Here is a 23,611-nt window from a genome sequence, read left to right on the forward strand (position 1 = left end):
TGTCATGAGAACTACAGTTCATATACAAAACCTTAAATGTTGTGGTTGTGAAATCACGATTATTAATAGGTTGACTGAAGTGAAAAATATTAGTGATGTTGAAGTTAATCACCATAAGTCTACAGTGGCTTTTGATTATCATACAAATCACGATTTTGAAACTGCTAAGCATGTACTATCCAGAATAGGTTATCCCATAGTAGGAACAGAAAATAAACTAATACTATAGCGCAATCTTATTTGAGTTGTGTTATTGGAAGATTAAAGTAAAAAATTAATTTAAAAACACAGAATATGGAAACAATACAAGAGCAAAACCATACAGTGTCAATGCCAAGAATAGGGGATAAAGCACCAGAATTTTTAGCAGTGACAACACAAGGAAATATAAATTTTCCTTCAGATTATGCAGGAGAATGGGTTATTCTATTTAGTCATCCAGCAGATTTCACACCAGTATGTACAAGTGAGTTTATGACTTTTGCCCACCTTGAAGATAAGTTTGATAAAGCCAATTGTAAATTAGTAGGGCTTTCAATTGATGGATTATATAGTCATATCGCTTGGTTGCGAACCATAAAGGAAAAAATTGAGTTTAATGGTATGAAGCATATTGAAGTCAAGTTTCCTTTAATTGAAGACATTACTATGGAAGTTGCCAAAAAATATGGTATGATTCAACCAGGAGAAAGTAAAACACAAGCTGTAAGAGCTGTGTTTTTTATTGATCCAAAAGGAATGATTAGAGCTATCATTTATTATCCTTTAAGTTTAGGAAGAAATTTCGATGAGATTTACAGAGCTTTAATCGCGATGCAAACTTCAGATAAATTTTCTGTTGCAACTCCTGCAGATTGGAATCCTGGGGATGATGTTATTATCTCTCCAGCGGGATCTTGCGGTGTTGCTGAAGAACGTATGGCGTCTACTGATGAGTTGAAATGTGATGACTGGTTTTTTTGTACAAAGCCATTAGATAAAGATGAGGTATTGAATAAGATTCTTAAAAAAACAAAACTACTTACTGAGTGAAAAGATGGGTCTTAATTATACATGCTATTGTACTATTGTTATATATAGTGTCTGTAAATGTAAGTGTTACTAATACAGATGCCTTAGCATTTCCGAAAGCAACTGATTTAAACCAAGTTTACAATCAACAGGAGACAGTAAACTTGGTTTCAATTGATACGTCCATTACTATTGAGAATTATTTTCATTTTATAGATTCTATTGTCAAAACATATGATTCTATTACATCCTATAAGTTAACAGAACATCTTCTGGTAAGAGCAAATGCTTGGATTATCGATACGCTTCAAAACACTGATTATTATAGAATGAAAGCTAAAGATTCATTTGTGTATGATCAAAAAAAGATGATTGCTTTACCAAAAGGAAATTCAATAGTAATTCCTGATTCAATTCAAGCTAAAAAATTATTGAGTTCATTTCAGAAAACAGCGATTGATATTAATATTCCGGAGTTTAAACTTCGTATTTATGAAGATACTATTCAGCTTTATGAATTTCCGGTTAGAGTAGGGAGGAATGAAAAAAAATATTTAGAAATGTCTGGTAGAATACAAGACTTAAAAACCAAAACTGGATCAGGTATTATTTTTAAATATGTTCGTAATCCTAGATATGTAAACCCGGTGAATAATCATGAGTATTTTGTAACTAAGCGAGACGATAAAAAAGTGACTAAATTACCTCAAATCCCCTTTATTGAAACCGAAATTAATGGACTGCGATACGGACAATTAATTCATCCAACTACTAATCCAGTTACTTTAGGTAAAGCCTATTCTAATGGTTGTATTGGGACTAAAGAAGCAGATGCTTGGATCATATATTATTACGCTCCAATTACTACTAAAATAAATATCAGATATGATTTAAATGTGATTAATAATGAAGGAGATCGTATGGTTTTAAAAGATATTTATGGATATAATAAGAGGAAATAGTGTTAAGATAATTCATTTATTTCTGTCAATTCATTTTCTGTTTCCTTTCCAGACTCCCAACAATCTAAATTAGATATAGTTGTATCTGCAATATTGGTTAGAGCTTCTTCAGTTAGAAATGCATGGTGTCCTGTTACCAATACATTTGGAAGCGCATTTAATGTCATTAAAAGATCGTCATTAGGAATGTCTTGAGAATGATCGTTGAAGAAAACTCCTTTTTCGTTTTCATAGACATCAATTCCCAAAGCTCCAATTTTTCCGCTTTTAAGACCTTTGATTACATTTTCAGTATTAATTACCGAGCCTCTTGCTGTATTTATGATGATAACACCATCTTTCATTTCATCAATCAAATCCTCATTTATGAGTTGATGTGTTTCGGTATTTAAAGGGACATGTAGAGAAATAATATCTGCTTGTTCACACAACTCTTTCAGCGTAGTGTAGCGCATATTATAGAGTTCTTTTAAATTGTTGTTTTCCTTAATATCATAACCTAATAGTGTACAACCAAAGCCATGCATTATTTTACTCATTATGGCACCAATTTTTCCAGTACCAATGACACCAACTGTCTTTTCATTTAAATCAAAACCAACCAGGTTATTTAGATTAAAATTATAATGATTAACTCGAAAATTAGATTCGATTAACTTCCTATTTAATGCTAACAACAAAGCCACTGCGTGCTCAGCGATGGCATAAGGTGAATATGCTGGAACATTTGCTACTCTTATGTTTAATCTTGAAGCAGATCTTAAGTTGACGTTGTCATAACCAACAGATCGTAACGCTATATATTTTACACCAAAATCTTTAAGTTTTTCAATAGTGATAAAACAAGCCTCATCGGCAGAGAAAATAGATATGGCTTCATAACCAATAGCCTTCATAGCAGTTTCAGATGATAAGGCATCTTTAATAAAGGTGAGTTGATGTTTATTATTATTATTATTGGCTTTCTCTAAGTATGGAATTTCAAAATCTTTAGAACTATACACGAGTACTTTCATCATTGATTCTTTAACGTTTAATAGGATAAACCTACTTAGAAATTCGCGGCTATGAAATGATATTTCTCATGTTTAAATAAGGTGTATCTTTGATTAAATTGATTATTTTTGGTAACTTATATTTTAATTTCCCAAGATCTCAATAAAATTAAACTTCCAAATCTAAGTTTTTTGATGTATAGATTTTGGTAATTATATCGTAACAAACTAAATCAATACTATGGCATCTAATGGAAAGATAGATCTCTTAAAAGGTTTTCTCAAGGGTAGGATTAGAGCATTCATTAAGTTTTTAATAAGCAACTCCAGTTTAGCAAGGAAAATTTTCATAGATAAGAATTATGCTGCAAGCAGGAGCGAATATTGCTATGATGTTTGGATGAAGTATTTTAAGCATTGGATCAAATTAAAGAATAACGTTCCCGATGTTGTTGTAGAAATAGGTTCTGGTAATTCTCTTGGCGTAGGTCTTGCTGCATTGCTTTCTGGATCATCTAAGTTTTATGCCTTGGAAAAAACCCAATTTTGGAATAATTCTACGAATCTTAGGGTCTTTGATGAGCTCGTCGAGCTGTTTAAACAACGAAGAGTCACTAAGGATTATATGGAAGATGGTGGAGAAATGAATGATAAAAGTATGAGCTTTCCTGACCATATTTTGAATAAGGATCACTTGGACAAGTGTTTATCTGAAAATAGATTGATTCAAATTAGAGAGGAATTAGAGCATCCGAATAATCTAAATAATAAATTTATTAGATCTATAATTCCTTGGAATAGTGCTGATGTCATAGAGGACAATACAGTGGATTTTATTTTTTCACATACTGTTTTACAGCATTTAGATGATCTATCTGATAGTTATAACACAATGAGCAAATGGCTCAAAAAGGGAGGTTGTTTGTCGCATACCATTGATTTAAGATCTTTGAACAGAACTAAATTATGGAACGGACATTGGACGCTTAGTAAATTGGAATGGAAAATAGTTACTGGAGGTGTAAGCTTAATAAATAGAGAACCTTTATCCACTCATTTGCAGTTATTAGAAGCAAATGGTTTTGAAATTAAATACCAAAAATCAGTTCTAAGTGACAACACACTTAGTGTAGAAGATTTGTCGGATGACTATAAGCATTTGGATCAAAGAGATTTAACGACAAGTGGTTATTATTACTTTGCAGAAATCGACTGAAATGTTTTTCCATAATTGCTATTGTATTGTTTAACTAAAATGCATTTTCATGCCTTCGTGAGAGGCTACAAATCCTAATTTCTCATAAAAAACAATAGCTTCAGGTCTTTTTTTATCGGTTGTTAGTTGCAAAACGTGTGCGCTTCTTTCCTTAGCTCTTTTAATAGCCCATTCAAACATTTTGGTTCCTAAGCCTGTTCCTCTTTTGTCTCTCTTGATTCTTACAGCTTCAATTTGTGCTCTAATACCACCTTTATAGGTTAAATACTGAATAAATGATAACTGTAAAGTGCCTATAATCTCTGCGTTTTCGTTTTCTACGATTATGAGTTCTTGGTTATTATCATTGTTTATGTTTTCAAATGCGTTATAATATGCTTTTGGTAGAGGGGTTTGAAAATTCTCTCTTGTCTTGCCAAGCGCATCATCTGCAATCATTTCTACAATTGCTTGAACATCTTTTTTTGTGGCTTTTCTGAATTTCATATCGATGTATGTTTACTTAATTTGGGCTGCATTAATTTATTACATATTAAGTTAAATAACAAACCTATAAATGCTATTCCAAATCCTAATATACCTATATTAATTCCAAACATCGTTTTTTCGCTTCCATCTAAATAAAGCATTGAGCCACCATAAAGCTCTTTCAGCATAAATGCTAATAAAAAACCTCCTGTGATGAGTAAACTCAAAATTGAACTAATTTTTGTTTCGTTTTTCACCCAAACTAACCATAAGCATAAAATACCGATACTAGAATTTGTGATGAGTTGCCAAACTTCATGAATTCTAACATGTGGTGTCCAATCTGGATTAAACACATGGGTTAAATTGATTTCTAAAAAGGGGACTGCTATTGCATAAAGAACAATGCTGAATGTTATTATTGATTTTTTCATTTTTAGTTGACTATTGTTTTATTTCCTAATGTTAATTCTATTTATTATTCCATTAGAAACTTGGTTTAATTTCTCCTGAGCACTCTTGGCTGAAACATTTGTAACTAATAATATGTCTGTTTTTAGTTGAATATAGAGCTATCCATGATGAAAATCGAAATGTCCCACCGCTATGGTAATTCATATTAGTAGTGCGATACTGAAAGGTATTCGACACATATGCTCTACCTAAGTTATCTGGATTTCCAGCTAACAACTTTAATGATTCATGTACCACTTGATCTTTTTGATCTATATACATTTTGATATAGTTTAGCAATTAACTTTATTCGATGTTGTAAACAGTTATTTTTTTACATAAGTGCCTTTAGCATCACCTTGTTCCAAAATTAATTGAAGTCCGTCTAATGAAAAAGTAAATGACATAGACTCAGCGTACATTTGTTCAAAAAGAAATCTATTGTTTCCTTTATAAATTAAAGGTTCTTTAAATTCATTTTTTATTACAAGAACCAAAACATTTTTATCTTGTATAAAAGTAAACTTGCTTGATTCTTCTTCGTAAGTGCCAACATATTTTTTAATTTCGTCTTCTGATATCTCAATAGGTGCGTCATCAAGGTATAATTTAAGCACATCTAGATATATCAAGTTTATATTGTCCTTAGAAGCATTTGACGTTATGACTAGACTCAATTTTTCTTCAGGAAAATATATAGCGGTAGATTTATAACCATCTAAAGTTCCACGATGTCCAAAACCTTTTCTATCTGCAATGGTATATCTAACTAATCCCATTCCATAGCCATCTTTAATAGTTTGCATTTTTTCCAGACTTTGAATTGATATTATCTTACCCATAAATAGAGCTTCCGTAAACGTAGCTACATCTATAGGATTAGAAACTATAGAGCCTGCACCTAATGTAATGGACATGTCCGTTTCGGGTAATTTCTCCCATTCAGTGGCGTAGGAGTAAGAATTAGATTCGTTATTAATTAGGTCTACTTTATTTCCATTATAGGTGTTTATCAGATTAAGAGGCTCACATATTTTTGTTTTTAAAATGTCTTGATATGATAATTCATAGGCTTTTTCAAGAATTTGAGAAAGTAAAAAGTAATTGGAATTACTATACTGGCCTTTACTGTTTGGTTCAAAATCACTACCTAAATTAGAAATTAATGTAAGCATTTCCAGTGGTGATTTATATTCAGTATGATAATTGAGAAAATTTTTGTCTTTAGTGAAATTAGGAATGCCACTTCGATGTTGTAATAATTGAGCAATTGTAATTTTGTTTGCATTCTTTATTGTCGGAAAATAGTTTTCTATAGTTTGTTCTAATGTGAGTTTATTTTCTTCATTGGCTTTGAAAATTAGGACTGCAGTATAGGTTTTAGATACCGAGCCAATGCGATACTTTGTATTAACATCTGATTTTTTCTTTGTTTCAATATCATCAAAGCCGATGGCGTTTGTATAGATTGTTTTTCGATTACTCGATAACGCAATACTTCCCATAAATTCGCCATTTTTCTCATAGGTTTTCAATAGGTTGTCAATTTTTGTTTTGTAAGTTTTGGTTTGTTGTTCTGTTGATTGGGCCGATTTTTTGTTTTCTGAACAAGTAAACAGTAACGTAAATATTATTATAAAGAACATTAGTTTTTTCATTTTTTATAATTTTGAGTGTTTTTATTTAGAGTGTTTTTATGAATTAAATGTTTTGATAATTACTTTCCGATGTAATAAATTATATACGGTATTAGGCATATTATTTACTCCACCATATCATTCAAAGCTCTAAACAAATACAATGGGTATTCCGCAATTCTATTACATAAATAGAGGTACCATTCCTTACCATAAACAATGTATAATTTTGTAGAAAAGCCTTGCTTTTTTAATTCAATTAATTGCTCTGTTTGAATACCGTATAAACTTTCAAATTCATAAACATCATCGTTGGTTTTATATTTTTTAATTAGTTTAGTTACTTCTTGCTGGATTTCATTATGATGAGTAGCAATTGAACATTTATGATTTTTAGATAATAATTGATCAACATAGTTTAAATACATATGATCTAATTCCTTTCCTCTTGGGATTGAAAGATGTCTTGGGGTTTCAAATGCTCCTTTTACCATTCGAATCCTACCACTTTCTTGAATTAAATCCTTAAAATCATCTTTTGTTCTATGTAAATATGCTTGTAGCGTTATAGAAACATTTTTATATGTTTTGGACGTTGTTTTATACATTTCGATTATATCGTCTGTTCTTTCAATACCTTCTGCACTAATTATAACTTCAGTATTATAATTTTTAGCCTCTTTGAGTATTGAATCCAAATTACTTAGGCACAAATCTTTTGATATAGCTAGTCCAATATGAGAAAGGTCTAATGAAACAGTTGAATGAAGTGTTTGATTTTTGATTTCTCTAGCTATTTGAATGAATTCATTAGTGGCTGCATTCGCTTTTTTTTCAGTTAGCGTATTTTCTCCCATAAACTCCATTGAACATTTAAATCCATTTTTGTTTTGGTCTTTAACTTTTAGAATTGTTTCATCTAATGTTTCTCCACCAATATACCTGTCAGCTGCTTTTTTAATTGTATGATACAAACCTGTATCTGAAAGTATATATTCCTTTGTTTTATTGTTCAGCGCTGCTTTTCTTAAAGCATTAGCTCCCATTTGTAGTAAATCTTGATCCATCTCTATAGTGTTCTTTGTTTATTATTTAAAATTTTAGTAATGTGATAAAGTCCCATTAATAGCCAAACGATATTAACCGAGCCTGAGGGATATGCGCCGTAATGAAAAGTATTTATCATTAATGTTAAACTTCCAACAATGTTTAGAAATTGATGTGTTTTGGTTTGAGCATTTATTATACTTTTACTATTTAGCCAATATGCAGTAACAAGTAAGAGAGAACCAATCCATCCAAGAATGTTAATAATTAAATCAGTCATATTTTTATATATATTAAATTGTAATGTAGGTGTTAATTATGGCTCAATCCAATCTAGTACTAACTTTGGCATCTTTATACCTTCATTGAGGTTATAATTTTGAATTCTTCCAACTTCTCTTTTAAACCAATCTGAAAAATCGCTTTTATCATTTTGGAAATTTTCAGAGAAATTATCGTCACTCGCCTCTGTGTAAACCAAGACTTCAAAGTCATCATTATGTTGCTTTAAGTACCAACTTTCTTTCGTCACACCAATTCTGGCATGCATTTTTGTAAACTCTTTATTTCTTGTTGTATTTACCTCTTCAGCAAATTTTAACCATTTTTGAACATTTTCTTTTTCAAGTGGAAAACCATATACATATTTAAATATCATACCCTATTGTTATTATTGTTTAAGTAATATTAATTTTTAAGTCCCAAACTCCAGTTTTTACGGTTTCATTTACATAGTCAGTAAAGTTAATCGCTTTTCTTCCTAACACTTTTTCAATATCATTTGTGATTTCAGAGTTATTAGGATGACCTAAAACTTCAGTAAATAAGTATTCTATCAACCATACAAAGTCTTCAGGTAAGCCAAGGTTTTTCATGGCATCACCATAGGCTTGAATACTTATTGGTGTGAATAGAATGTCTCGATTAGAAATCTCTGAAATCTCTTGAATTGCTTGTTTGAACGTTAAGTGCCTAGGACCAGTTAATTGGTAAATCTCCCCATTATGTTCGTCTTTTAATAAGGCTTCAACTGCAACATCTGCGATATCATTAACATCTACAAAAGGAATCTTAATATCTGCTTGTGGCAAGGCTACAAAACCTTCTAAAATAGGATCTAATAAGAAGTTCTCGCTAAAATTTTGATTAAACCAGCTAGCACGTACGATGGTATGATTGATTCCTGAATGGATAACAACTTGTTCGCAAAGCTCAGCTTCTCTTTCTCCTTTTCCAGAAAGTAGTACTAATTTTTTGATGTTCGCTTTTTTGGATTGCTTGGTTAATTCTTCAATAGCTTCTAAAGCGCCTGGAACAGCTAGATCTGGTTGGTAAGTGATATATACTTTATCCATACCTTCTAAAGCATGTTTCCAGTTTTCAGGTGAATGCCAATCGAAAGCTGGCGTTGCTGTTCTTGATCCAATGCGTACATTTTGTCCTAAAGCTTCAAGTTTGCTAACGATTCTACTTCCTGTTTTTCCTGTTCCGCCAATGATTAAAAAGTTTTCTGTTTTCATAATTTTATATTTTGTTTTGTGATTTGTATGATACTTATTGCTATAAGTAGAAATGATACTATTGATGCATAGGTTCTTATTAAGTGATATCGATTCCATTTAAATTCAAACCGTTCTCTTAGTGATCTTAGTTCGTCAGTACTTGCTGAGATTAAATCTGTTTTATCTAACAGTTCATTTAATGGAACATTTCCAAAAATCGTGATGAGTACGATACCAATAAAGTATATGGCTGAGGCCATAATCAGTAATAACAGTATAGAATTAGATGTATTTCTAAAAACATATAAACTGATGAGATTTAAGAAAAAAGGACCAAAAAAGACAATGAAAAATGTTGTATTTAGTATTGTTCTGTTCATCTGTTGAAAGGCATTTAAATAACCAAAATCGTCCAGTCTTCCTATACCTGTTGTTACAGTGTTAGCCCATGTAAAACATAATCCAGCCGATAGTCCAGTGAGTAACACTAGAACTATTAATACTATATTTTGAAATGTTATATCCATGACCTTATTTTTTTAATGAAATTGTCTTAAGATGTACACGAGAGTACCAGTATAATGTAGCCACTAATAGAAATTCAAATGCTATAATCCAAAATCCAGGAGCTGTAAAAAAGCTATAGTGATTTCCGCCGTTAGGTATTTCAAATAATGGAACTGTAATAAGAGCATCTAATGCTACGCTTGTAAGTAGCATGATTTGTCCAACCTTCATTCCATGTGTCTTATTGTCTTTTTTATAATAGTAAGAACATCCCAACCAGACTAGTGGGATAACTATAACAAATAGTACAATATTTGCTTGTGTATCTGCATCTTCTATAATGGGAGCATAGTGAGAAATTGAATAAAAAAGTACGCCTATAATCCAAATGGCTATACCTATTAAAATTGCGCGTTTTGTTTTCATGTCATTATAAGTTTTAACTATAAGACAAATGTATTGCAGCAATAAAGGAGTAAGTTATTTGAAAAGAAGTATGATTTGTTCGAAAAGACTTTTACTTAATTTGGCTTGGTCTATAGCCAAACTTTTTAGCAAAAGCATTTGAAAACGAACTTAAACTATCATAACCAACATGCCAAGCGGCTTCTTGAACTGTAGCTTGGTTTTGACTAATCATTTTATGTGCAGTCGCTAAACGTTCATTTTGTAAATATTTAAAAACAGGAACACCGAAAACTTCTTTAAATTCTTTTTTTAGTTTAGTAGTGTTAAGTCCGATTTCTTGAGAGAGTTCACTCAAAGATGGCGGGTTTTCTAGATTTTGTAATAAAATATCTCTTGCTAAGTTCAATCGATCTCGGTCTTTTGATATGATTTCGTTGGTTTGATTGAGAGCAAGTTGCCCAAAAAAATGAGACAAAAGTGTTGTAATCTGACTTCTGAAAAACATCATTTTTGCTTTTCCTGTGTACTTAATATCAAAAATGCTTTTTAGAATGGACTGCATTTCTGGTGTCATGTGAAAACTCGGACCTTCAACATAGTGGTCTTTTGGATTGACTAATTGATTTAGTAATTCTGAAAACAAATCACCTTCTTGATTTGGAAGCTTATCAAGGTTTCTAGCCGCAGTAGCAATTACGATACATTCTAAAGGTTTATCTTTTGAAACGGTATGAATAAACTCAACCTTATCATCAGCGAAAAATGATAAGGTTAAGCCTTTCGTGTATTTGAAGTTTTTACAACTGTTTGGGTATTTTACATCTAAGTCTACATTTCCTGAGCCATAAAATGCTACAGCAATAATGGGTTCATCAAAAAAGCAAGAATCAACTATCATTTTATCGCTTGAAGCTGTTTCAACTAAAACGGTAATGTCATTTATGTCTATTATATCTCTGGTCATAGCCTTACCTACAAAATTAAGGAATTTTTAAAACTCTTTTTCAAAAGATATTTTGAGATATTTTAATAATCAATTAAACCTATATCTTAAATCGAATACCAGATCTTAAATATAATAATGCTTCATTATCAAGCGTATAGATGTTGTCTTTGTTTTCATCCCTTAACTTATTATTAATGGAAAAAATATGTGTAACTCTAGCATAAAACTGTAAATGCTTTGTAAAATGGTATTCATACTGAAAACCTCCAACAATAAGTGACATATTAATACTCTCTGCGTTTGGTAAACCTTCAACAGCCACACCATGCTGAAGGTTGGCAGTAAATCCGTCCAACTCTGCATAGAGTTTTAATCTATGTTTTTCTGAAATGTGATACTGTAAGTTTGTTTTTGGAATACCTACGTTGTATGACCACTTTAGATGAAACTTTCTGTAATAACTCAGGAATGGTAAAGGGAAATTATAACCTCCGTTTCCAGAATAGGAGATACCTAGAATTAGTCGCTCTTTTTTGCCTTCTTCTAACTTACGTTCTTTAATAAATACAATAGCTGCTGATAATACAATATCTTCGAAACTAAGTGCATTTGCAGTTAAATTAGTGCTGAAACCAGGTTTTATGCGAATGCCTAGTCTCCAATCATTTTTTAGAGGTTTAGTATATCCAATGCTTAAATCTAAAAGTTGAAAATCATTCAATTGTTCTTTGTCAAAAGGAAGGTCTTCATTTTGAAAACGTAAATGAATGTTACTGTAATCAAGACCAATTAATAAAAATTCACCTTCTTTTTTTAGCTTAATGGGGTAATTAAATAAAGCTCTTAATCTTGTGAATTCCACATCAGAATTTGTATCAGGAATGAATGTGTAATCAATGCGTGCTAAGTCATTGAGTTGAGCTTGAGCATTAAAGGAGCAGATTGTAATTAAGATTATAATTTTGAAGAGTTTGTGCATGAGAAAAGTTAGAGATATAATAAATTAGTCAAACCTAAAGTTACAGTTAATAAATAACTCTGTAAAAAAACATATATCAATAGGCGTTATGAAACTTTTAAATCATCATTTATAAAAACTAAAAAGAAACTCTAAAGCTAAAATTAGGAGTAATTCCAAGTGAGGACTGTGTAACTTTCTCAATCGAATCACTATTATCAAGACGGTAATAGGTGTTTAGGTTATTCTTGCGGTTGAGTAGGTTCCAAACAGACGCTCCTACATTTGCTTTTATGTTTTTACTTAGGTAGAATTGATAGTTTGAAGATATATCTATTCTGCTATAATCTTCTAATCGACTGCTATTTGCAGGCTCATAAATTATCTCACCTGAGTCAGCTTCATTTCCAGAGACTGGATTTGTTGTTGGTTTTCCTGAATGCCAATTAAAACCTCCTGAAATTTTAAAGTCCTTCAAAGTATAAGATGTCCCTAAAGTGATTGCGCTAGTAATATCAAAGTTATTTGGAAACTCTTCATTCTGAAGCATCTTAAAATCATAGGTGTTATCCATATATGAATAACTTAACCATGTGTTGAGTCTTTGAAATTGTTTTCTTATCAGAAAATCAAAACCTAACACGTTATAACTACCATTTACTCTTGCTAATAAATACTGATTTTGAAACCCTTGACTTTGAGATGTAATTCCATCTACTTTTTTGAAATACCCTTCTCCATTAATCAGTAAACCATTGCTATTATACTGTAACCCAAATGAAATTTGTTTGCTTTCTATGACTGGGATATTTGTTTTATTTGATAGTTGCCAACGCCGTTCTTCAACACCTAAAAAATCATTTTGTAAGTTAATGACCTGTGAGGTGATTTGGTGCTTGAATTCACCTAATATTTCAATATTGAAATGCTCACTAATTTTTTGGTTGAAGACTAATCTAGGTTCTAATATGGCCTTTTCAAGACGTGGTATATAGTTCATCCTAATACCAGCAATAAGGTTTCGGCTTTTATCTTTGGATAAAAGATTTGCTTGTGAGAATAAACTATGCTCTCTTAAGACTTCACCAATAAATAAACTAAATACTGGATTGTCTACATCGTCAAAATTAGTAACCTTTGTTTCTGTAAATTGATAACCATTTAAAACCGATAACCCATCATTTACTTTGTATACAGTATTAAGTTTTACTCCACTTTCAGAAACTCTGTTTTCTTGTAAAGCCCGCTGGTTTTCCAAAACATTAGCGTTTATGGCTTTCAACTTATAATCGGTTTCATAAACCTGTAATGAGGATTGAAATTTATCATTCCAGATTCTTTTATAGAACAGACCACCACCAAAACTATTTTGAATTAGGCTGCTTTCACGTGATTCATTTGCCCCATTTAACGTGGCATTTTCATTAAACAGCAGCTCATTATTAGCCATTAAAAAATTTAATCGAATTTGATTTTTATCATCTATTTGGTAAAGCCATCGCAAACCAGTATCATAGAAATCAAATGCAATATTGGAGTTAGCTACATTTTCTGTATTTGTTTCTAACTCAGAATCCTGCTGAATTCTATTAAAAAACGAATCATAAGTGGGTGTTTTATAAAAATCACTTAGTCCTTTCCTTGCGGAAATTTGCAATGATGATTTTTTGCCAATTGGTACATCAGCAAAGGCATCTAGGTTTAAAAAATTTATCCCGATACTTGCTTTGAAGTCAGAATTAATTTGATCACTTGTTTGCATATTTATTGTGCCAGAAACCCCATCTGAATAATGAACACTCGTTCCGTTTTTTATCAAGGAAACCTTATTGGTCATTTTCGGATTAAAAATAGAAATTAAACCAAAGAAATGTCCAGACTGATACATTTTTATACCATCCCATAATAGTAGGTTTTCATCATTATTACCTCCTCTAATGTTGATATTGGATACGGTCTCATCAACGCTTTGAATACCTGGCAAAGCCTGTACAGTTTGTAATACATCTGCTTCTATCAAGCCAGGAAGAATTCCAAATTCTGAAGAGTTTATTAAAAATGACCCATCGTTTAATTTCTTGATTCCTTTTGTTAAAAAATTTGAAAGAATGACTTGCTGTAATTCTTGGACTTCTTCGACTAAGTATATGTCTGCACATTCTTCTTGTTTAAAAAAATGATAGACTCTTTCTAGTTGTTTATGACCTAGATGACGAATTATAATGGTTTCATTCTCATTTGCAACTTCTAATTGAAAATACCCATTATCGTTACTAATAACTGACGAGTTAGTGCCTTGTATAGTAGCAGATATAATTGGTTTATTGGATGCAATCTCTTTGATATAACCACATAAAAAAAGACCATCTTTCTCAGTTATGGACACAAAATTATTTAAAATGGAAAATTTGAAATTTGTATGCTTTTCTAAAAAAGCGATGGCACTTTGAAAAGAACTGTTTTTTGGAGGATATGCAATTAAAATACCATCAATAGTATTAAGTAAATAATTGAAGCGATAGGTTGGGTGTTGATTTTCTAAATGCTCTAAAACTTCAGTAAGAGGCACTTTTTCCTGTTGCGCCTGTGCACTAAGAGAAAGATTAATAACTATTAAAATTAAAATAAAATATTGTTTACTCACTTTTATGTAATGAAACTTTAGTTCGTGTTTCCATAACATAGACAAGTTTCAATGGTACTGTAATAGACTCCAAGGCTTCTTTTAAATTTGTATGTGTGAATCCACCAGTAAATAACAGATTCTCATCATTTGGATCAATTGTAATTGTAATTCCGAATTGTCTTTCAAGCTCTTCTATAACTTCATGATAAGGAGCCTTTTTAAAATAACTCATGTTATCTATCCAAAAAGGTTTTTTTCTATCCGAGTTTATATCAGAAGTCACCTTTCCGTTAGCTATTCTATAAACATGTCCAGGTAATAAACTTGTAATCATTTGACCATAAGACACCTTAACTTGACCTTCAAAACAGTCGACTTCAAATAGGTCTTGACGATTTTTAACATTAAATTGAGTGCCCACCACACTTACCTTTCCTATGGAGGTAACAACATCAAAAGTAGAACCTTTGGCTACTTTAAAAAAGGCTTCACCATCAAGCGTTAATTCTCTTTTATCTTCCCAAGTTTTCTCGTTATATTCAATTTCAGAAACTGCATTTAATGTCACTTCAGAATGATCAGGAAGCTGTACCATTTTTTTCTCACCAATAGTAGATTCTATTGTTATTGAATTATTAAAAAAGAAAAGAAAATAAATTCCTAAACCAACAACAAAAACACTAGCAATTCGAAGCATTGGTGTTACCCAATTACGTTTTTTATTAAAACGATTTTCAGATTGCATTCTCGTTTTAAGTGCTTCATAGTCTTGTGCTTCGGAGAAATTTGAAACACTAAAATCAGGAGCTTTATTCACGATTTGTTTTAAAAGCTCATTGTCTTCAATCTGCTCAAAAGCCTTTTGCTCTTGCTCAGTTAAATCTCCTGAAAGCCATTTTTTATTTAAGTAGTCTTTATCCATATTACATTCGTCTCTATACTATAACAATTTAGATCGCTTTTTTGCATAAAACTTCTCAAACTCTTCAAGTTCTGCTTTAAGTTTTATGGATGCATTATAAACTCTACTATCCACAACGCGTTTATTAACCCCTAATAGTTCTGCAATGTCTTTATGTGGTTTTCTATCTGCTTTACTTAATAAAAAAGTAATGCGTTGTTCTTCTGATAATTTATTTAATGCTTTTTGATATTTTTCATGAAATTGATTTCCTTCCATGATAAACTCAGGAGTCTCGTTTGTATATTCCTTTGACTTTTGTTGGTTATAACGGAATACAACTTTTCGATGTTTTATATCATTAAGCATCATATTGCTTGCAACTTTGAAAAGGAAAGCACGAGCTGAACTAGGCGCTACTTTTTTGCAATTTTCCCACAACTTAATAAAGGCTTCCTGCATTTTATCGTTTGGATCTAAATAATCTCCAAATTTGTAGTACAGGAAATCATGCAGGTTTTTAGAATATTTATTATAAATTCTAGTGAAAATTTCTTCCTCACAGGTATGGTCTTTAATTTCCTTAGGCATTGTGATAGATTATTCCTTAAATTTAGGAAAAAATTTATGGATATGTAATTCCGATAGGTTCGTTGTTATATATATAGAACTATTAAAAAGAATTGTTATTGTGAAAATTATACTTAAGGTAATACTTTTTTTTCTTTGCCTATTGATGTTAAATTCCTGTAGGAAAGATGAATTTAGATTTGAAGAAACACCAACAGAAGATCCATTGGAGCAAAATTCATTAGTTGCAAATTTAATGCAACGCACTGCCCTTAATGATGGGTCTGATGATAATATTATAGACAGAGCGAGCTGTATTACAGTTCAACTTCCCGTAAATCTTGTAGTTAACGGTCTCCCAATTATTATCAATGATGAGGATGATTATGATACCATTGAAGCTATTTTTGATGAAAGCGATTCAGATACTGATACACTAGTTATTATTTTTCCTATTTCGATCATATTGGAGAATCACACCGAAGTTATTGTTAATAATGAAAATGAACTTAATGATTTTAGAGATGATTGCTCTGAAGAAAATGAAGACGATGAAGATATAGAGTGCATTGATTTTAATTATCCCATTTCTTTTACAACCTATAACACACTCATTGATGAATTAGATTCTGAATCTATAACTAGTGATATGGAACTTTATGAATTTATTGATGCTATTGAAGATTATTTAGTTATAAACATTAATTTTCCACTCACACTATCACTTTATGACGGTACATCATTGAATGTTAGCAACTTAAATGATTTAGAGTCTGCTATTGAGGATGTTATAGATGATTGTGATGAAGATGACGATTTTGATTTTGATGAAGATGATAATGTTAGTCTCTCTGAACAAGAGTTTATTGATCTACTTGTCTTGTGTTCATGGGAAATAGATGAACTCGAAGTCGACGAGCAGGATTTAGAAGATCAGTTTGATGACTTTAGGTTTGTTTTTAATGCTGATGGTACTACAGTAGCAACAAATGCTGGAGGTACTGATTTTAATGGAACTTGGATGTTAAGCACTAGTAATGGATTGCGACTCACGATCCAATTTGATGATTTTCCTAGTATTAGTAATACTTGGAGATTGCATGAAATCAGTACAGAAGATGATGGCACAAGATTAGATTTACGTAACATCGAAGATCATATTAAGTTACAACAAGACTGTTCTTAACCTTCGTTATTCTTACTTATTTGGCGCCAATTAAGCTTTTAATTGTAGCATAATTTCAACAGAAACAGCCTTTGCTGAATTAACTAAGGTAGAGCAGTTTAAAACTTTTTCGAATTCAAATTCAGAGGTGTCTAGTGAAAAATTTGCTTTTAAGAAGATTGTATCATTAATTTTTTTGATGCTACCTAAAAAGGTGTTTTCTTTTTTCGTACAAAGCACCTTTATATCTCCTTTAAAGACAACGGTGGATTCACTCTCAGATAATTCAGAATAATCAAATTCTAGTAGCTCACCAATAAACTGAATTTTTGGAATTGATTGAAGGGAAATTACATCTTTATTTTCATCTTTATTTTTTTTAAATAACGACATCTGAATAGAATAACCTTCTAAAAAAGATCGAATTTCAAACTTGTTTTGTAATGGTTGTCTTGAGAAAGACTTTGAGGCAAAAAAGGAAATATTACCATCGAAGGAGCAATAAGTAATTTGCTTTAGGTTTCGAATGGTTTTTATCATAATATAAACTGTTTTCTATAAAAGGTTAAGTTCATCGTAGACTGCTATTCATATGGGCAAAAAAGGTTGAGAATTATTTTCATAAGAGTTGCTTTATTTCTAAAACAAATCATGAATGATTTATTTAAATATTCTGTCTCGTACTTATTAAAACAACTCAATCCTCTTTTTTACTCAAAAAAATAAAAATCAATCATGTAAAGTTGTTTGTTCAGTTGTTATTTATATAATAAGTATCGATTTAAGATCAACTAAATAATGATGTGAAACTTTGACAAAACCCCAACATAACATATTCATAGCTTCTATGATTCTTGCTACATTAGTAGTAACAGCATACCTTATTTATTCAGGGTATACATACTATAACACAACTTTAGAAGAACGTTTTTATCATCCTCGACACTTATGGTTTAAGCCTAGTGGTCTCTATGGGCAAGGTTTGGGTGTTATTGGCACACTTATGATATTATTTGGTGTTTCAATTTATATAGCAAGAAAACGATATAATTTTATGTCTAAAAGAATACGTCTAAAGTACCTATTAGAATTTCATATTTTTTTATGCACTTTAGGTCCGATACTTATTCTTTTTCATACCGCATTTAAATTCGGAGGTGTCGTATCCATTGCTTTTTGGAGTATGGTTGCTGTAGTTTTGAGTGGTGTTATTGGACGGTTTATATACATCCAAATACCAAGATCTATTGAAGGGCAAGAGCTCACATTAAATGAGGTAAAAGGTATGAAGACAGATTTAGCTGTTGCTTTAGACGCCTATATTGAGATCGATGAAGAGGTGAAGTTCGAGATTTTAACTTTAGCTAATGCCGAAACATCTTCATCCAAAAACATGAAAACATTAAAATGCTTATTAGCAAATGAAGAGTTTGTTAAAGACGATAAGAACTATATATTAAAACTGATTAAAGATGATGCTATACTTTCTAGAAAAATAGCACGATTACAAACGATGCAAAAACTATTTAAGAATTGGCATGTTGCCCATATGCCTTTTGCTTTAATAATGCTCGTAATAGTAATAATTCATATTGCCATTACCGTGGCATTTGGATATAAATGGATATTCTAATGGATGAAATACTTTTAGAACGAATGATTACCTATGGGATAGTTTTTTTACTGTGCGCAACAACTGTTTTCTTATATATGAGAAAGAAGAAAGTGAAATCTGTAGTTGTTGAAAAAAAGGTTGTAATAGCAAAAGAAGAGGGCATGTATGAGCCTGTTTCGTTATATCCTTATATCGATCTTAAAACATGTATTGGAAGTGCTGCTTGTGTAGCAGATTGCCCTGAAAAAGATATTTTAGGGATTGTTGATGGTGTAGCTACCGTTATTAACACTGCTAATTGCGTTGGTCATGGTGCTTGTTTTCACGCCTGTCCTGTTGAAGCTATAACGCTTAGGATTGGTACAGAAACTCGAGGTGTTGATTTACCACATGTGAGTCAAAATTTTGAAACCAATATTAAAGGCATTTACATTGCTGGAGAACTCGGTGGTATGGGACTGATCAAAAATAGTGTCGAGCAAGGACAGCAAGCTATTGATAGTATTGTTAAAAGCAAGAATTTTTCCAAAGGAAATATTATTGATGTTATTATTATTGGTGCAGGACCTGCTGGTATTTCAGCAACGCTTGCATGTAAAAAACATGGTCTTTCAAGCCTAACCTTAGAACAAGACTCATTAGGAGGAACCGTTTTTACATTTCCAAGAGCAAAAGTGGTTATGACATCACCCATGACGTTACCACTTTATGGTAAAGTAAAACTTTTTGATACTTCAAAGGACGAACTACTTGAATTGTGGCAAAAAGTTATATCTGATCACGATATTTCCATACATGAAAACACCAAAGTTGAAGATATTATTCCGCAAAATGATGGAACATTCAAGGTTATGACGAACATTGGTAAAGAGTATATTTCTAACAATGTTCTTATCGCAATCGGTCGAAGAGGAAGTCCAAGAAAATTAAATATTCCAGGTGAAGTGTCGAAGAAAGTTGCCTATAGATTGTTAGAACCAGAAAGAATAAATGATATGAACATAATTGTTGTGGGTGGAGGTGATTCGGCTATTGAATCTGCTTTATTATTATCTGATAATAATAGAGTTACTCAATTGGTTAGAACAGATACCTTAACCCGGTGCAAACCGAGAAATAGGAAAGATATACTTGTGGCTCATGAAAATGGTGAAGTTGATTTAAAATTTAATTCCAGCTTAATTGAAATTATGGACGATTCATGTATGGTGAAAATTGATGACGTCACTCATGAAATAAATAACGATTTAGTTTACATTTTTGCAGGAGGTATTTTGCCAACGGCATTTTTAGAAAAACCAGGAGTGAAAATCACCAAACGTTTCGGTTATATAATGAAAAGTCATAAATAGGATGATTTGAATAAAGTATTGGTAAATAGCATTTTGATCTTTTTATGCTTTGTAACGATAAGTTACGGACAAATATCTCCTGGTGATTTATCAGAAGCGCATAAAGATTTAGAAGGAATGAGTAATTGTACGCAATGTCACGAATTAGGAGAGAAAGTTCTCAATAGTAAATGTTTGGAATGTCATAAAGAAATTCAGTCTTTAATTAATAATAATGAAGGTTTTCATGCTAGCTCTGAAGTAAATAAGCAAGATTGTTTTAAATGTCATAGCGAACATCACGGACGAAAATTTGATATGGTAAGATTTGATCAAGATAACTTTAATCATAATACAACTGGCTATAAGCTAGAAGGGCAGCATGATGTTATAGATTGTCGCGAATGCCATCAGCCTGATTTTATTGAAAATACAGACATAAAAAAAAGAAAAAATACGTTTTTAGGCTTACAACAAGAATGTTTGACCTGTCACGATGATTATCATCAACAAACCTTACCTAAAGACTGTAAGCAATGTCATGATTTTAAAGCTTTTGAACCAGCTTCAAATTTCGATCATACGAATGATACAGAATATGCTTTAAAAGGTAAGCATATCGATGTAGAATGTATAGAATGTCATCAAAAAACAACTATAAACGGACTAGATTTTCAAGAATTTAGTGACATAGCTTTTAATGATTGTGTGTCTTGTCATGACGATCCACACAATAGCCAGTTGTCTGGCGAATGTGCTCAATGTCATACAGAAACATCGTTTTCATTTTTTCAGGGTCAGGATGAATTTAACCACAACACTACCGATTTCAATCTTAAAGGAAGTCATAAGAACATTGACTGTTTTGCTTGTCACAAAGAAACCGATAACCCTAAACTAGTGTTTCTAGACAATATCAATATTGATGAAAATAATTGTGTAAAGTGCCATGATGATGCACATGAAGGTAAGTTTGGATTGGATTGCGCCAAATGCCATAAAGAAACAAGCTTTTTATCAATTAAGAACATAAATAATTTTGATCATAGTGTTACTGATTATTCTTTGGAAGGCAACCATCTTCAAGTGGATTGTAAACAATGCCACGCCGGACGCTACACAAAAGTCATTGATTTTTCAGCATGTCAAAAATGCCATGACGATTATCACATGGGTGAATTTGCTGAAAACAACATATCACCAGATTGTATTGAATGCCATTCTTTACAGGAAGGTTTTGGTTATAGTTTATATACTTTAGAACAACATCAAGAAGCCGATTTTCCTTTAAAAGGAGCTCACGTCGCAACAGCTTGTTATGCTTGTCATGTAAGTGAAGAAAAGGAACGATGGACGTTTAGAGAGCTGGGTTCAAATTGTGTGGATTGCCATAATGATATCCACGAAAATTATATATCAGACACCTTTTATCCGAATCAAGATTGCACAGCGTGTCATGTAAATGATACATGGTCTAGCATCAATTCGTTTGACCATTCTAATACAGAATGGCCGCTTGAAGGGAAACACCAACAAGTAGCCTGCCTCGAATGCCATTTCATTGAAAATGAAAATAATAAATCTGAAATTACACAGAAGTTCACCGATTTGGATACCGACTGTATCGCATGTCATGACAACGTTCATGACAATGATTTTGCAATAAATGGAATAACTGATTGTATGAGATGTCATGTAACCACGAGTTGGATGCCTGAAAATTTTAATCACAATGCCACAAATTTCCCTCTAGAAGGTAAACACACTGACCTTGACTGTAGAGCTTGTCATATAAGCACTATAGTTAACGGTAAAGAAGAAATAGTATATCAATTAAACAAATTCGAATGTATCGATTGTCATCAATAATATTATGCCTTTTTTCGGTTGCATCTATTTATGCACAGTCTCCTCATGGAGATAAGCTGAAGGTGAATTGTAATCAATGTCATAATCCGTCTGGTTGGGAAATGGACGTGTATTTGATGCGTTTTGATCACAATAAAACAGAATTTAAACTTGAAGGCGCGCATACACAAACAGACTGTAAAGCATGTCATACGAGTTTAGTGTTTGATGAAGCTCCTAATCAATGTGCTTCTTGTCATAATGATATACACAGTTCTTCTGTTGGAAATGATTGTATAAGGTGTCATACATCAAATACGTGGTTGGTAGATAATATACCAGAAATTCATGAAGAAAATGGCTTTCCTCTCATTGGCTCACATGGAAGTTTAAGTTGTGTTGATTGTCATTCGTCTGAAACTAATTTAAGGTTTGATAATATTGGAAATGAGTGTATCAGTTGTCATCGAGAAAATTATTTAACAACAGAAAACCCAGATCATAGTAATTTTTCAATTGATTGTCTAGAGTGTCATAACCCAATCGGTACAGTTTGGGAAACCGATAACGTAGGTGATCATGATTTTTTTCCGCTGACTTTAGGGCATGATAATTTAGATTGTATTCAGTGTCATATAACAAATGATTTTTCCGATGCAGATCCAAACTGTGTGAGTTGCCATCAAAGCGATTATGATACAACTACAAACCCGAGCCATAATGATGTTGGCTATTCGACAGATTGTGCGTCCTGCCATACCACGAATCCAGGTTGGACACCAGCGACTATAGATCACGATTTTTTCCCATTAACGCTTGGTCATGATATTCAAGATTGTACGCAATGCCATACGACGGCGAATTATTCAGATACAGATCCAAATTGTGTAAGTTGCCATCAAACAGATTATGATGGTTCAACAGACCCAAATCATAGTGATGCACAATTCCCAACGAATTGTGTGACCTGTCACACCACTAATCCAAATTGGACACCAGTAACTTGGAATCATAACGATTTCTATCCGTTAAATGGAGCACATGCATTAATAGTAAGTGATTGTCTTGCGTGTCATAGTGCTGGTTATACAAACACACCAAATACTTGTGTTGGTTGTCATTTAGATGATTATAACGCTACAACTAATCCGAATCATAATGGCGCTCAATTCCCAACCGATTGTATGGAGTGTCATAATGAAACAGTTTGGGAACCTTCTACATTTGATCATGATGGCCAATATTTTAGAATCAATAGTGGCACTCATGATGGTGAATGGAATTCATGTATTGATTGTCATACTGATGCTAATGACTACTCAGTTTTTACTTGTATAACATGTCATACACAGAATGAAACTGACAATGATCATAGTGAAGTTAATGGATATATTTATGAGAGCAACGCATGTTTAGGATGTCATCCTGATAGCTAATTAAACAAG

26 protein-coding genes are annotated in these 23,611 nt (G+C 32.0%); 9 read left to right on the forward strand and 17 right to left on the reverse strand.

Translation table 11 applies throughout. The features are described from left to right. The first annotated feature begins 4 nt into the window (after positions 1-4). The 3 genes from V7719_RS12575 to V7719_RS12585 all read left to right on the forward strand — a co-directional run bounded on the left by V7719_RS12575 (position 5) and on the right by V7719_RS12585 (position 1,973). A complete protein-coding gene (locus V7719_RS12575) occupies positions 5-229 on the forward strand; it encodes a heavy-metal-associated domain-containing protein (RefSeq protein ID WP_335730271.1) in 225 nt (74 codons plus the stop codon). A 65-nt stretch (positions 230-294) separates the two neighbouring features. Then, on the forward strand, positions 295-1,032 hold the full coding sequence (locus tag V7719_RS12580) for a peroxiredoxin (protein WP_335730272.1): 738 nt from the start codon (positions 295-297) through the stop codon (positions 1,030-1,032). After that, positions 1,029-1,973 (forward strand): L,D-transpeptidase, encoded by a 945-nt coding sequence (locus V7719_RS12585; RefSeq protein ID WP_335730273.1) that lies wholly within the window; start codon positions 1,029-1,031, stop codon positions 1,971-1,973. The genes V7719_RS12580 and V7719_RS12585 overlap by 4 nt, the downstream gene beginning before the upstream one ends. Before the next feature lie 2 nt (positions 1,974-1,975). Here the strand turns inward: V7719_RS12585 and V7719_RS12590 are convergent, their stop codons facing one another. Next, positions 1,976-2,989 (reverse strand): 2-hydroxyacid dehydrogenase, encoded by a 1,014-nt coding sequence (locus V7719_RS12590; protein WP_335730405.1) that lies wholly within the window; start codon positions 2,987-2,989, stop codon positions 1,976-1,978. A gap of 220 nt (positions 2,990-3,209) precedes the next feature. Between V7719_RS12590 and V7719_RS12595 the strand changes: the two genes are divergently transcribed. Continuing rightward, complete coding sequence (locus tag V7719_RS12595) at positions 3,210-4,184, forward strand: class I SAM-dependent methyltransferase (protein WP_335730274.1); 975 nt, start codon at positions 3,210-3,212, stop codon at positions 4,182-4,184. A gap of 30 nt (positions 4,185-4,214) precedes the next feature. Here V7719_RS12595 and V7719_RS12600 read toward each other — a convergent pair whose 3' ends face one another. The 15 genes from V7719_RS12600 to V7719_RS12665 all read right to left on the reverse strand — a co-directional run bounded on the left by V7719_RS12600 (position 4,215) and on the right by V7719_RS12665 (position 16,228). Next, positions 4,215-4,670: a GNAT family N-acetyltransferase gene (locus tag V7719_RS12600; protein ID WP_335730275.1), complete on the reverse strand. Its 456-nt coding sequence runs from the start codon at positions 4,668-4,670 to the stop codon at positions 4,215-4,217. Further along, positions 4,667-5,086 carry a hypothetical protein gene (locus V7719_RS12605; RefSeq protein ID WP_335730276.1) on the reverse strand — a complete coding sequence of 140 codons (420 nt, stop codon included), beginning with the start codon at positions 5,084-5,086 and terminating at the stop codon, positions 4,667-4,669. The genes V7719_RS12600 and V7719_RS12605 overlap by 4 nt, the downstream gene beginning before the upstream one ends. A gap of 52 nt (positions 5,087-5,138) precedes the next feature. Beyond that, the gene (locus tag V7719_RS12610) at positions 5,139-5,387 is read right to left on the reverse strand and encodes a hypothetical protein (RefSeq protein WP_335730277.1); all 249 of its coding nucleotides are present in this window, start codon (positions 5,385-5,387) and stop codon (positions 5,139-5,141) included. A 44-nt stretch (positions 5,388-5,431) separates the two neighbouring features. Further along, positions 5,432-6,763, reverse strand: coding sequence for a serine hydrolase domain-containing protein (locus V7719_RS12615; RefSeq protein WP_335730278.1), 1,332 nt, complete (start codon positions 6,761-6,763; stop codon positions 5,432-5,434). A 104-nt stretch (positions 6,764-6,867) separates the two neighbouring features. Continuing rightward, the gene (locus tag V7719_RS12620) at positions 6,868-7,809 is read right to left on the reverse strand and encodes a proline dehydrogenase family protein (protein ID WP_335730279.1); all 942 of its coding nucleotides are present in this window, start codon (positions 7,807-7,809) and stop codon (positions 6,868-6,870) included. Between the two features lie 2 nt (positions 7,810-7,811). Continuing rightward, a complete protein-coding gene (locus V7719_RS18805) occupies positions 7,812-8,069 on the reverse strand; it encodes a CBU_0592 family membrane protein (RefSeq protein WP_442969086.1) in 258 nt (85 codons plus the stop codon). A 36-nt stretch (positions 8,070-8,105) separates the two neighbouring features. Beyond that, positions 8,106-8,447 (reverse strand): hypothetical protein, encoded by a 342-nt coding sequence (locus tag V7719_RS12625; protein ID WP_335730280.1) that lies wholly within the window; start codon positions 8,445-8,447, stop codon positions 8,106-8,108. A 19-nt stretch (positions 8,448-8,466) separates the two neighbouring features. Beyond that, the gene (locus V7719_RS12630) at positions 8,467-9,309 is read right to left on the reverse strand and encodes an NAD(P)H-binding protein (protein ID WP_335730281.1); all 843 of its coding nucleotides are present in this window, start codon (positions 9,307-9,309) and stop codon (positions 8,467-8,469) included. Beyond that, positions 9,306-9,818: an anthrone oxygenase family protein gene (locus tag V7719_RS12635; RefSeq protein WP_335730282.1), complete on the reverse strand. Its 513-nt coding sequence runs from the start codon at positions 9,816-9,818 to the stop codon at positions 9,306-9,308. Before V7719_RS12635 ends, V7719_RS12630 begins: the two co-directional genes overlap by 4 nt. A 4-nt stretch (positions 9,819-9,822) precedes the next feature. Further along, positions 9,823-10,224 (reverse strand): DUF5367 domain-containing protein, encoded by a 402-nt coding sequence (locus V7719_RS12640; RefSeq protein ID WP_335730283.1) that lies wholly within the window; start codon positions 10,222-10,224, stop codon positions 9,823-9,825. A 91-nt stretch (positions 10,225-10,315) separates the two neighbouring features. After that, the gene (locus V7719_RS12645) at positions 10,316-11,170 is read right to left on the reverse strand and encodes a helix-turn-helix domain-containing protein (protein ID WP_335730284.1); all 855 of its coding nucleotides are present in this window, start codon (positions 11,168-11,170) and stop codon (positions 10,316-10,318) included. A 79-nt stretch (positions 11,171-11,249) separates the two neighbouring features. Further along, positions 11,250-12,131 carry a DUF6268 family outer membrane beta-barrel protein gene (locus tag V7719_RS12650; protein ID WP_335730285.1) on the reverse strand — a complete coding sequence of 294 codons (882 nt, stop codon included), beginning with the start codon at positions 12,129-12,131 and terminating at the stop codon, positions 11,250-11,252. Between the two features lie 118 nt (positions 12,132-12,249). Further along, entirely contained in the window at positions 12,250-14,754 is a 2,505-nt protein-coding gene (locus V7719_RS12655) for a TonB-dependent receptor (protein ID WP_335730286.1), read from the reverse strand. Beyond that, on the reverse strand, positions 14,747-15,658 hold the full coding sequence (locus V7719_RS12660) for a FecR family protein (protein ID WP_335730287.1): 912 nt from the start codon (positions 15,656-15,658) through the stop codon (positions 14,747-14,749). The genes V7719_RS12655 and V7719_RS12660 overlap by 8 nt, the downstream gene beginning before the upstream one ends. An 18-nt stretch (positions 15,659-15,676) precedes the next feature. Continuing rightward, positions 15,677-16,228, reverse strand: coding sequence for an RNA polymerase sigma factor (locus tag V7719_RS12665; RefSeq protein ID WP_335730288.1), 552 nt, complete (start codon positions 16,226-16,228; stop codon positions 15,677-15,679). Between the two features lie 145 nt (positions 16,229-16,373). On the opposite strand from V7719_RS12665, the gene V7719_RS12670 reads away from it, so the two are divergent. Then, complete coding sequence (locus tag V7719_RS12670) at positions 16,374-17,393, forward strand: hypothetical protein (protein ID WP_335730289.1); 1,020 nt, start codon at positions 16,374-16,376, stop codon at positions 17,391-17,393. A 30-nt stretch (positions 17,394-17,423) separates the two neighbouring features. On the opposite strand, the gene V7719_RS12675 is transcribed toward V7719_RS12670, so the two are convergent. Beyond that, on the reverse strand, positions 17,424-17,912 hold the full coding sequence (locus V7719_RS12675) for a hypothetical protein (protein ID WP_335730290.1): 489 nt from the start codon (positions 17,910-17,912) through the stop codon (positions 17,424-17,426). A gap of 307 nt (positions 17,913-18,219) precedes the next feature. Here V7719_RS12675 and V7719_RS12680 point away from each other — a divergent pair, with 307 nt between their 5' ends. Genes V7719_RS12680 through V7719_RS12695 form a run of 4 tightly spaced genes read left to right on the forward strand, consistent with a single transcriptional unit; the run spans position 18,220 to position 23,602 of the window. Then, positions 18,220-19,005 (forward strand): hypothetical protein, encoded by a 786-nt coding sequence (locus tag V7719_RS12680; protein ID WP_335730291.1) that lies wholly within the window; start codon positions 18,220-18,222, stop codon positions 19,003-19,005. After that, the gene (locus tag V7719_RS12685) at positions 19,005-20,339 is read left to right on the forward strand and encodes an NAD(P)-binding domain-containing protein (protein WP_335730292.1); all 1,335 of its coding nucleotides are present in this window, start codon (positions 19,005-19,007) and stop codon (positions 20,337-20,339) included. Before V7719_RS12680 ends, V7719_RS12685 begins: the two co-directional genes overlap by 1 nt. A 6-nt stretch (positions 20,340-20,345) precedes the next feature. Beyond that, complete coding sequence (locus V7719_RS12690) at positions 20,346-22,187, forward strand: hypothetical protein (RefSeq protein WP_335730293.1); 1,842 nt, start codon at positions 20,346-20,348, stop codon at positions 22,185-22,187. After that, on the forward strand, positions 22,166-23,602 hold the full coding sequence (locus V7719_RS12695) for a hypothetical protein (protein ID WP_335730294.1): 1,437 nt from the start codon (positions 22,166-22,168) through the stop codon (positions 23,600-23,602). The genes V7719_RS12690 and V7719_RS12695 overlap by 22 nt, the downstream gene beginning before the upstream one ends. Positions 23,603-23,611: the final 9 nt, after the last annotated feature.

Source organism: Psychroserpens sp., assembly GCF_036960315.1.
Classification (GTDB): domain Bacteria; phylum Bacteroidota; class Bacteroidia; order Flavobacteriales; family Flavobacteriaceae; genus Psychroserpens.

Bases quoted from the DNA above. Each gene is read 5' to 3' on its own strand.
- V7719_RS12620 (WP_335730279.1), bottom strand. From the start codon at position 7,809: ATGGATCAAGATTTACTACAAATGGGAGCTAATGCTTTAAGAAAAGCA.
- V7719_RS12605 (WP_335730276.1), bottom strand. From the start codon at position 5,086: ATGAAAAAATCAATAATAACATTCAGCATTGTTCTTTATGCAATAGCA.
- V7719_RS12635 (WP_335730282.1), bottom strand. From the start codon at position 9,818: ATGGATATAACATTTCAAAATATAGTATTAATAGTTCTAGTGTTACTC.
- V7719_RS12580 (WP_335730272.1), top strand. From the start codon at position 295: ATGGAAACAATACAAGAGCAAAACCATACAGTGTCAATGCCAAGAATA.
- V7719_RS12630 (WP_335730281.1), bottom strand. From the start codon at position 9,309: ATGAAAACAGAAAACTTTTTAATCATTGGCGGAACAGGAAAAACAGGA.
- V7719_RS12665 (WP_335730288.1), bottom strand. From the start codon at position 16,228: ATGCCTAAGGAAATTAAAGACCATACCTGTGAGGAAGAAATTTTCACT.
- V7719_RS12640 (WP_335730283.1), bottom strand. From the start codon at position 10,224: ATGAAAACAAAACGCGCAATTTTAATAGGTATAGCCATTTGGATTATA.
- V7719_RS12675 (WP_335730290.1), bottom strand. From the start codon at position 17,912: ATGATAAAAACCATTCGAAACCTAAAGCAAATTACTTATTGCTCCTTC.
- V7719_RS18805 (WP_442969086.1), bottom strand. From the start codon at position 8,069: ATGACTGATTTAATTATTAACATTCTTGGATGGATTGGTTCTCTCTTA.
- V7719_RS12645 (WP_335730284.1), bottom strand. From the start codon at position 11,170: ATGACCAGAGATATAATAGACATAAATGACATTACCGTTTTAGTTGAA.
- V7719_RS12615 (WP_335730278.1), bottom strand. From the start codon at position 6,763: ATGAAAAAACTAATGTTCTTTATAATAATATTTACGTTACTGTTTACT.
- V7719_RS12660 (WP_335730287.1), bottom strand. From the start codon at position 15,658: ATGGATAAAGACTACTTAAATAAAAAATGGCTTTCAGGAGATTTAACT.
- V7719_RS12685 (WP_335730292.1), top strand. From the start codon at position 19,005: ATGGATGAAATACTTTTAGAACGAATGATTACCTATGGGATAGTTTTT.
- V7719_RS12670 (WP_335730289.1), top strand. From the start codon at position 16,374: ATGTTAAATTCCTGTAGGAAAGATGAATTTAGATTTGAAGAAACACCA.
- V7719_RS12590 (WP_335730405.1), bottom strand. From the start codon at position 2,989: ATGAAAGTACTCGTGTATAGTTCTAAAGATTTTGAAATTCCATACTTA.
- V7719_RS12650 (WP_335730285.1), bottom strand. From the start codon at position 12,131: ATGCACAAACTCTTCAAAATTATAATCTTAATTACAATCTGCTCCTTT.
- V7719_RS12695 (WP_335730294.1), top strand. From the start codon at position 22,166: ATGTATCGATTGTCATCAATAATATTATGCCTTTTTTCGGTTGCATCT.
- V7719_RS12680 (WP_335730291.1), top strand. From the start codon at position 18,220: ATGATTCTTGCTACATTAGTAGTAACAGCATACCTTATTTATTCAGGG.
- V7719_RS12575 (WP_335730271.1), top strand. From the start codon at position 5: ATGAGAACTACAGTTCATATACAAAACCTTAAATGTTGTGGTTGTGAA.
- V7719_RS12595 (WP_335730274.1), top strand. From the start codon at position 3,210: ATGGCATCTAATGGAAAGATAGATCTCTTAAAAGGTTTTCTCAAGGGT.
- V7719_RS12610 (WP_335730277.1), bottom strand. From the start codon at position 5,387: ATGTATATAGATCAAAAAGATCAAGTGGTACATGAATCATTAAAGTTG.
- V7719_RS12600 (WP_335730275.1), bottom strand. From the start codon at position 4,670: ATGAAATTCAGAAAAGCCACAAAAAAAGATGTTCAAGCAATTGTAGAA.
- V7719_RS12625 (WP_335730280.1), bottom strand. From the start codon at position 8,447: ATGATATTTAAATATGTATATGGTTTTCCACTTGAAAAAGAAAATGTT.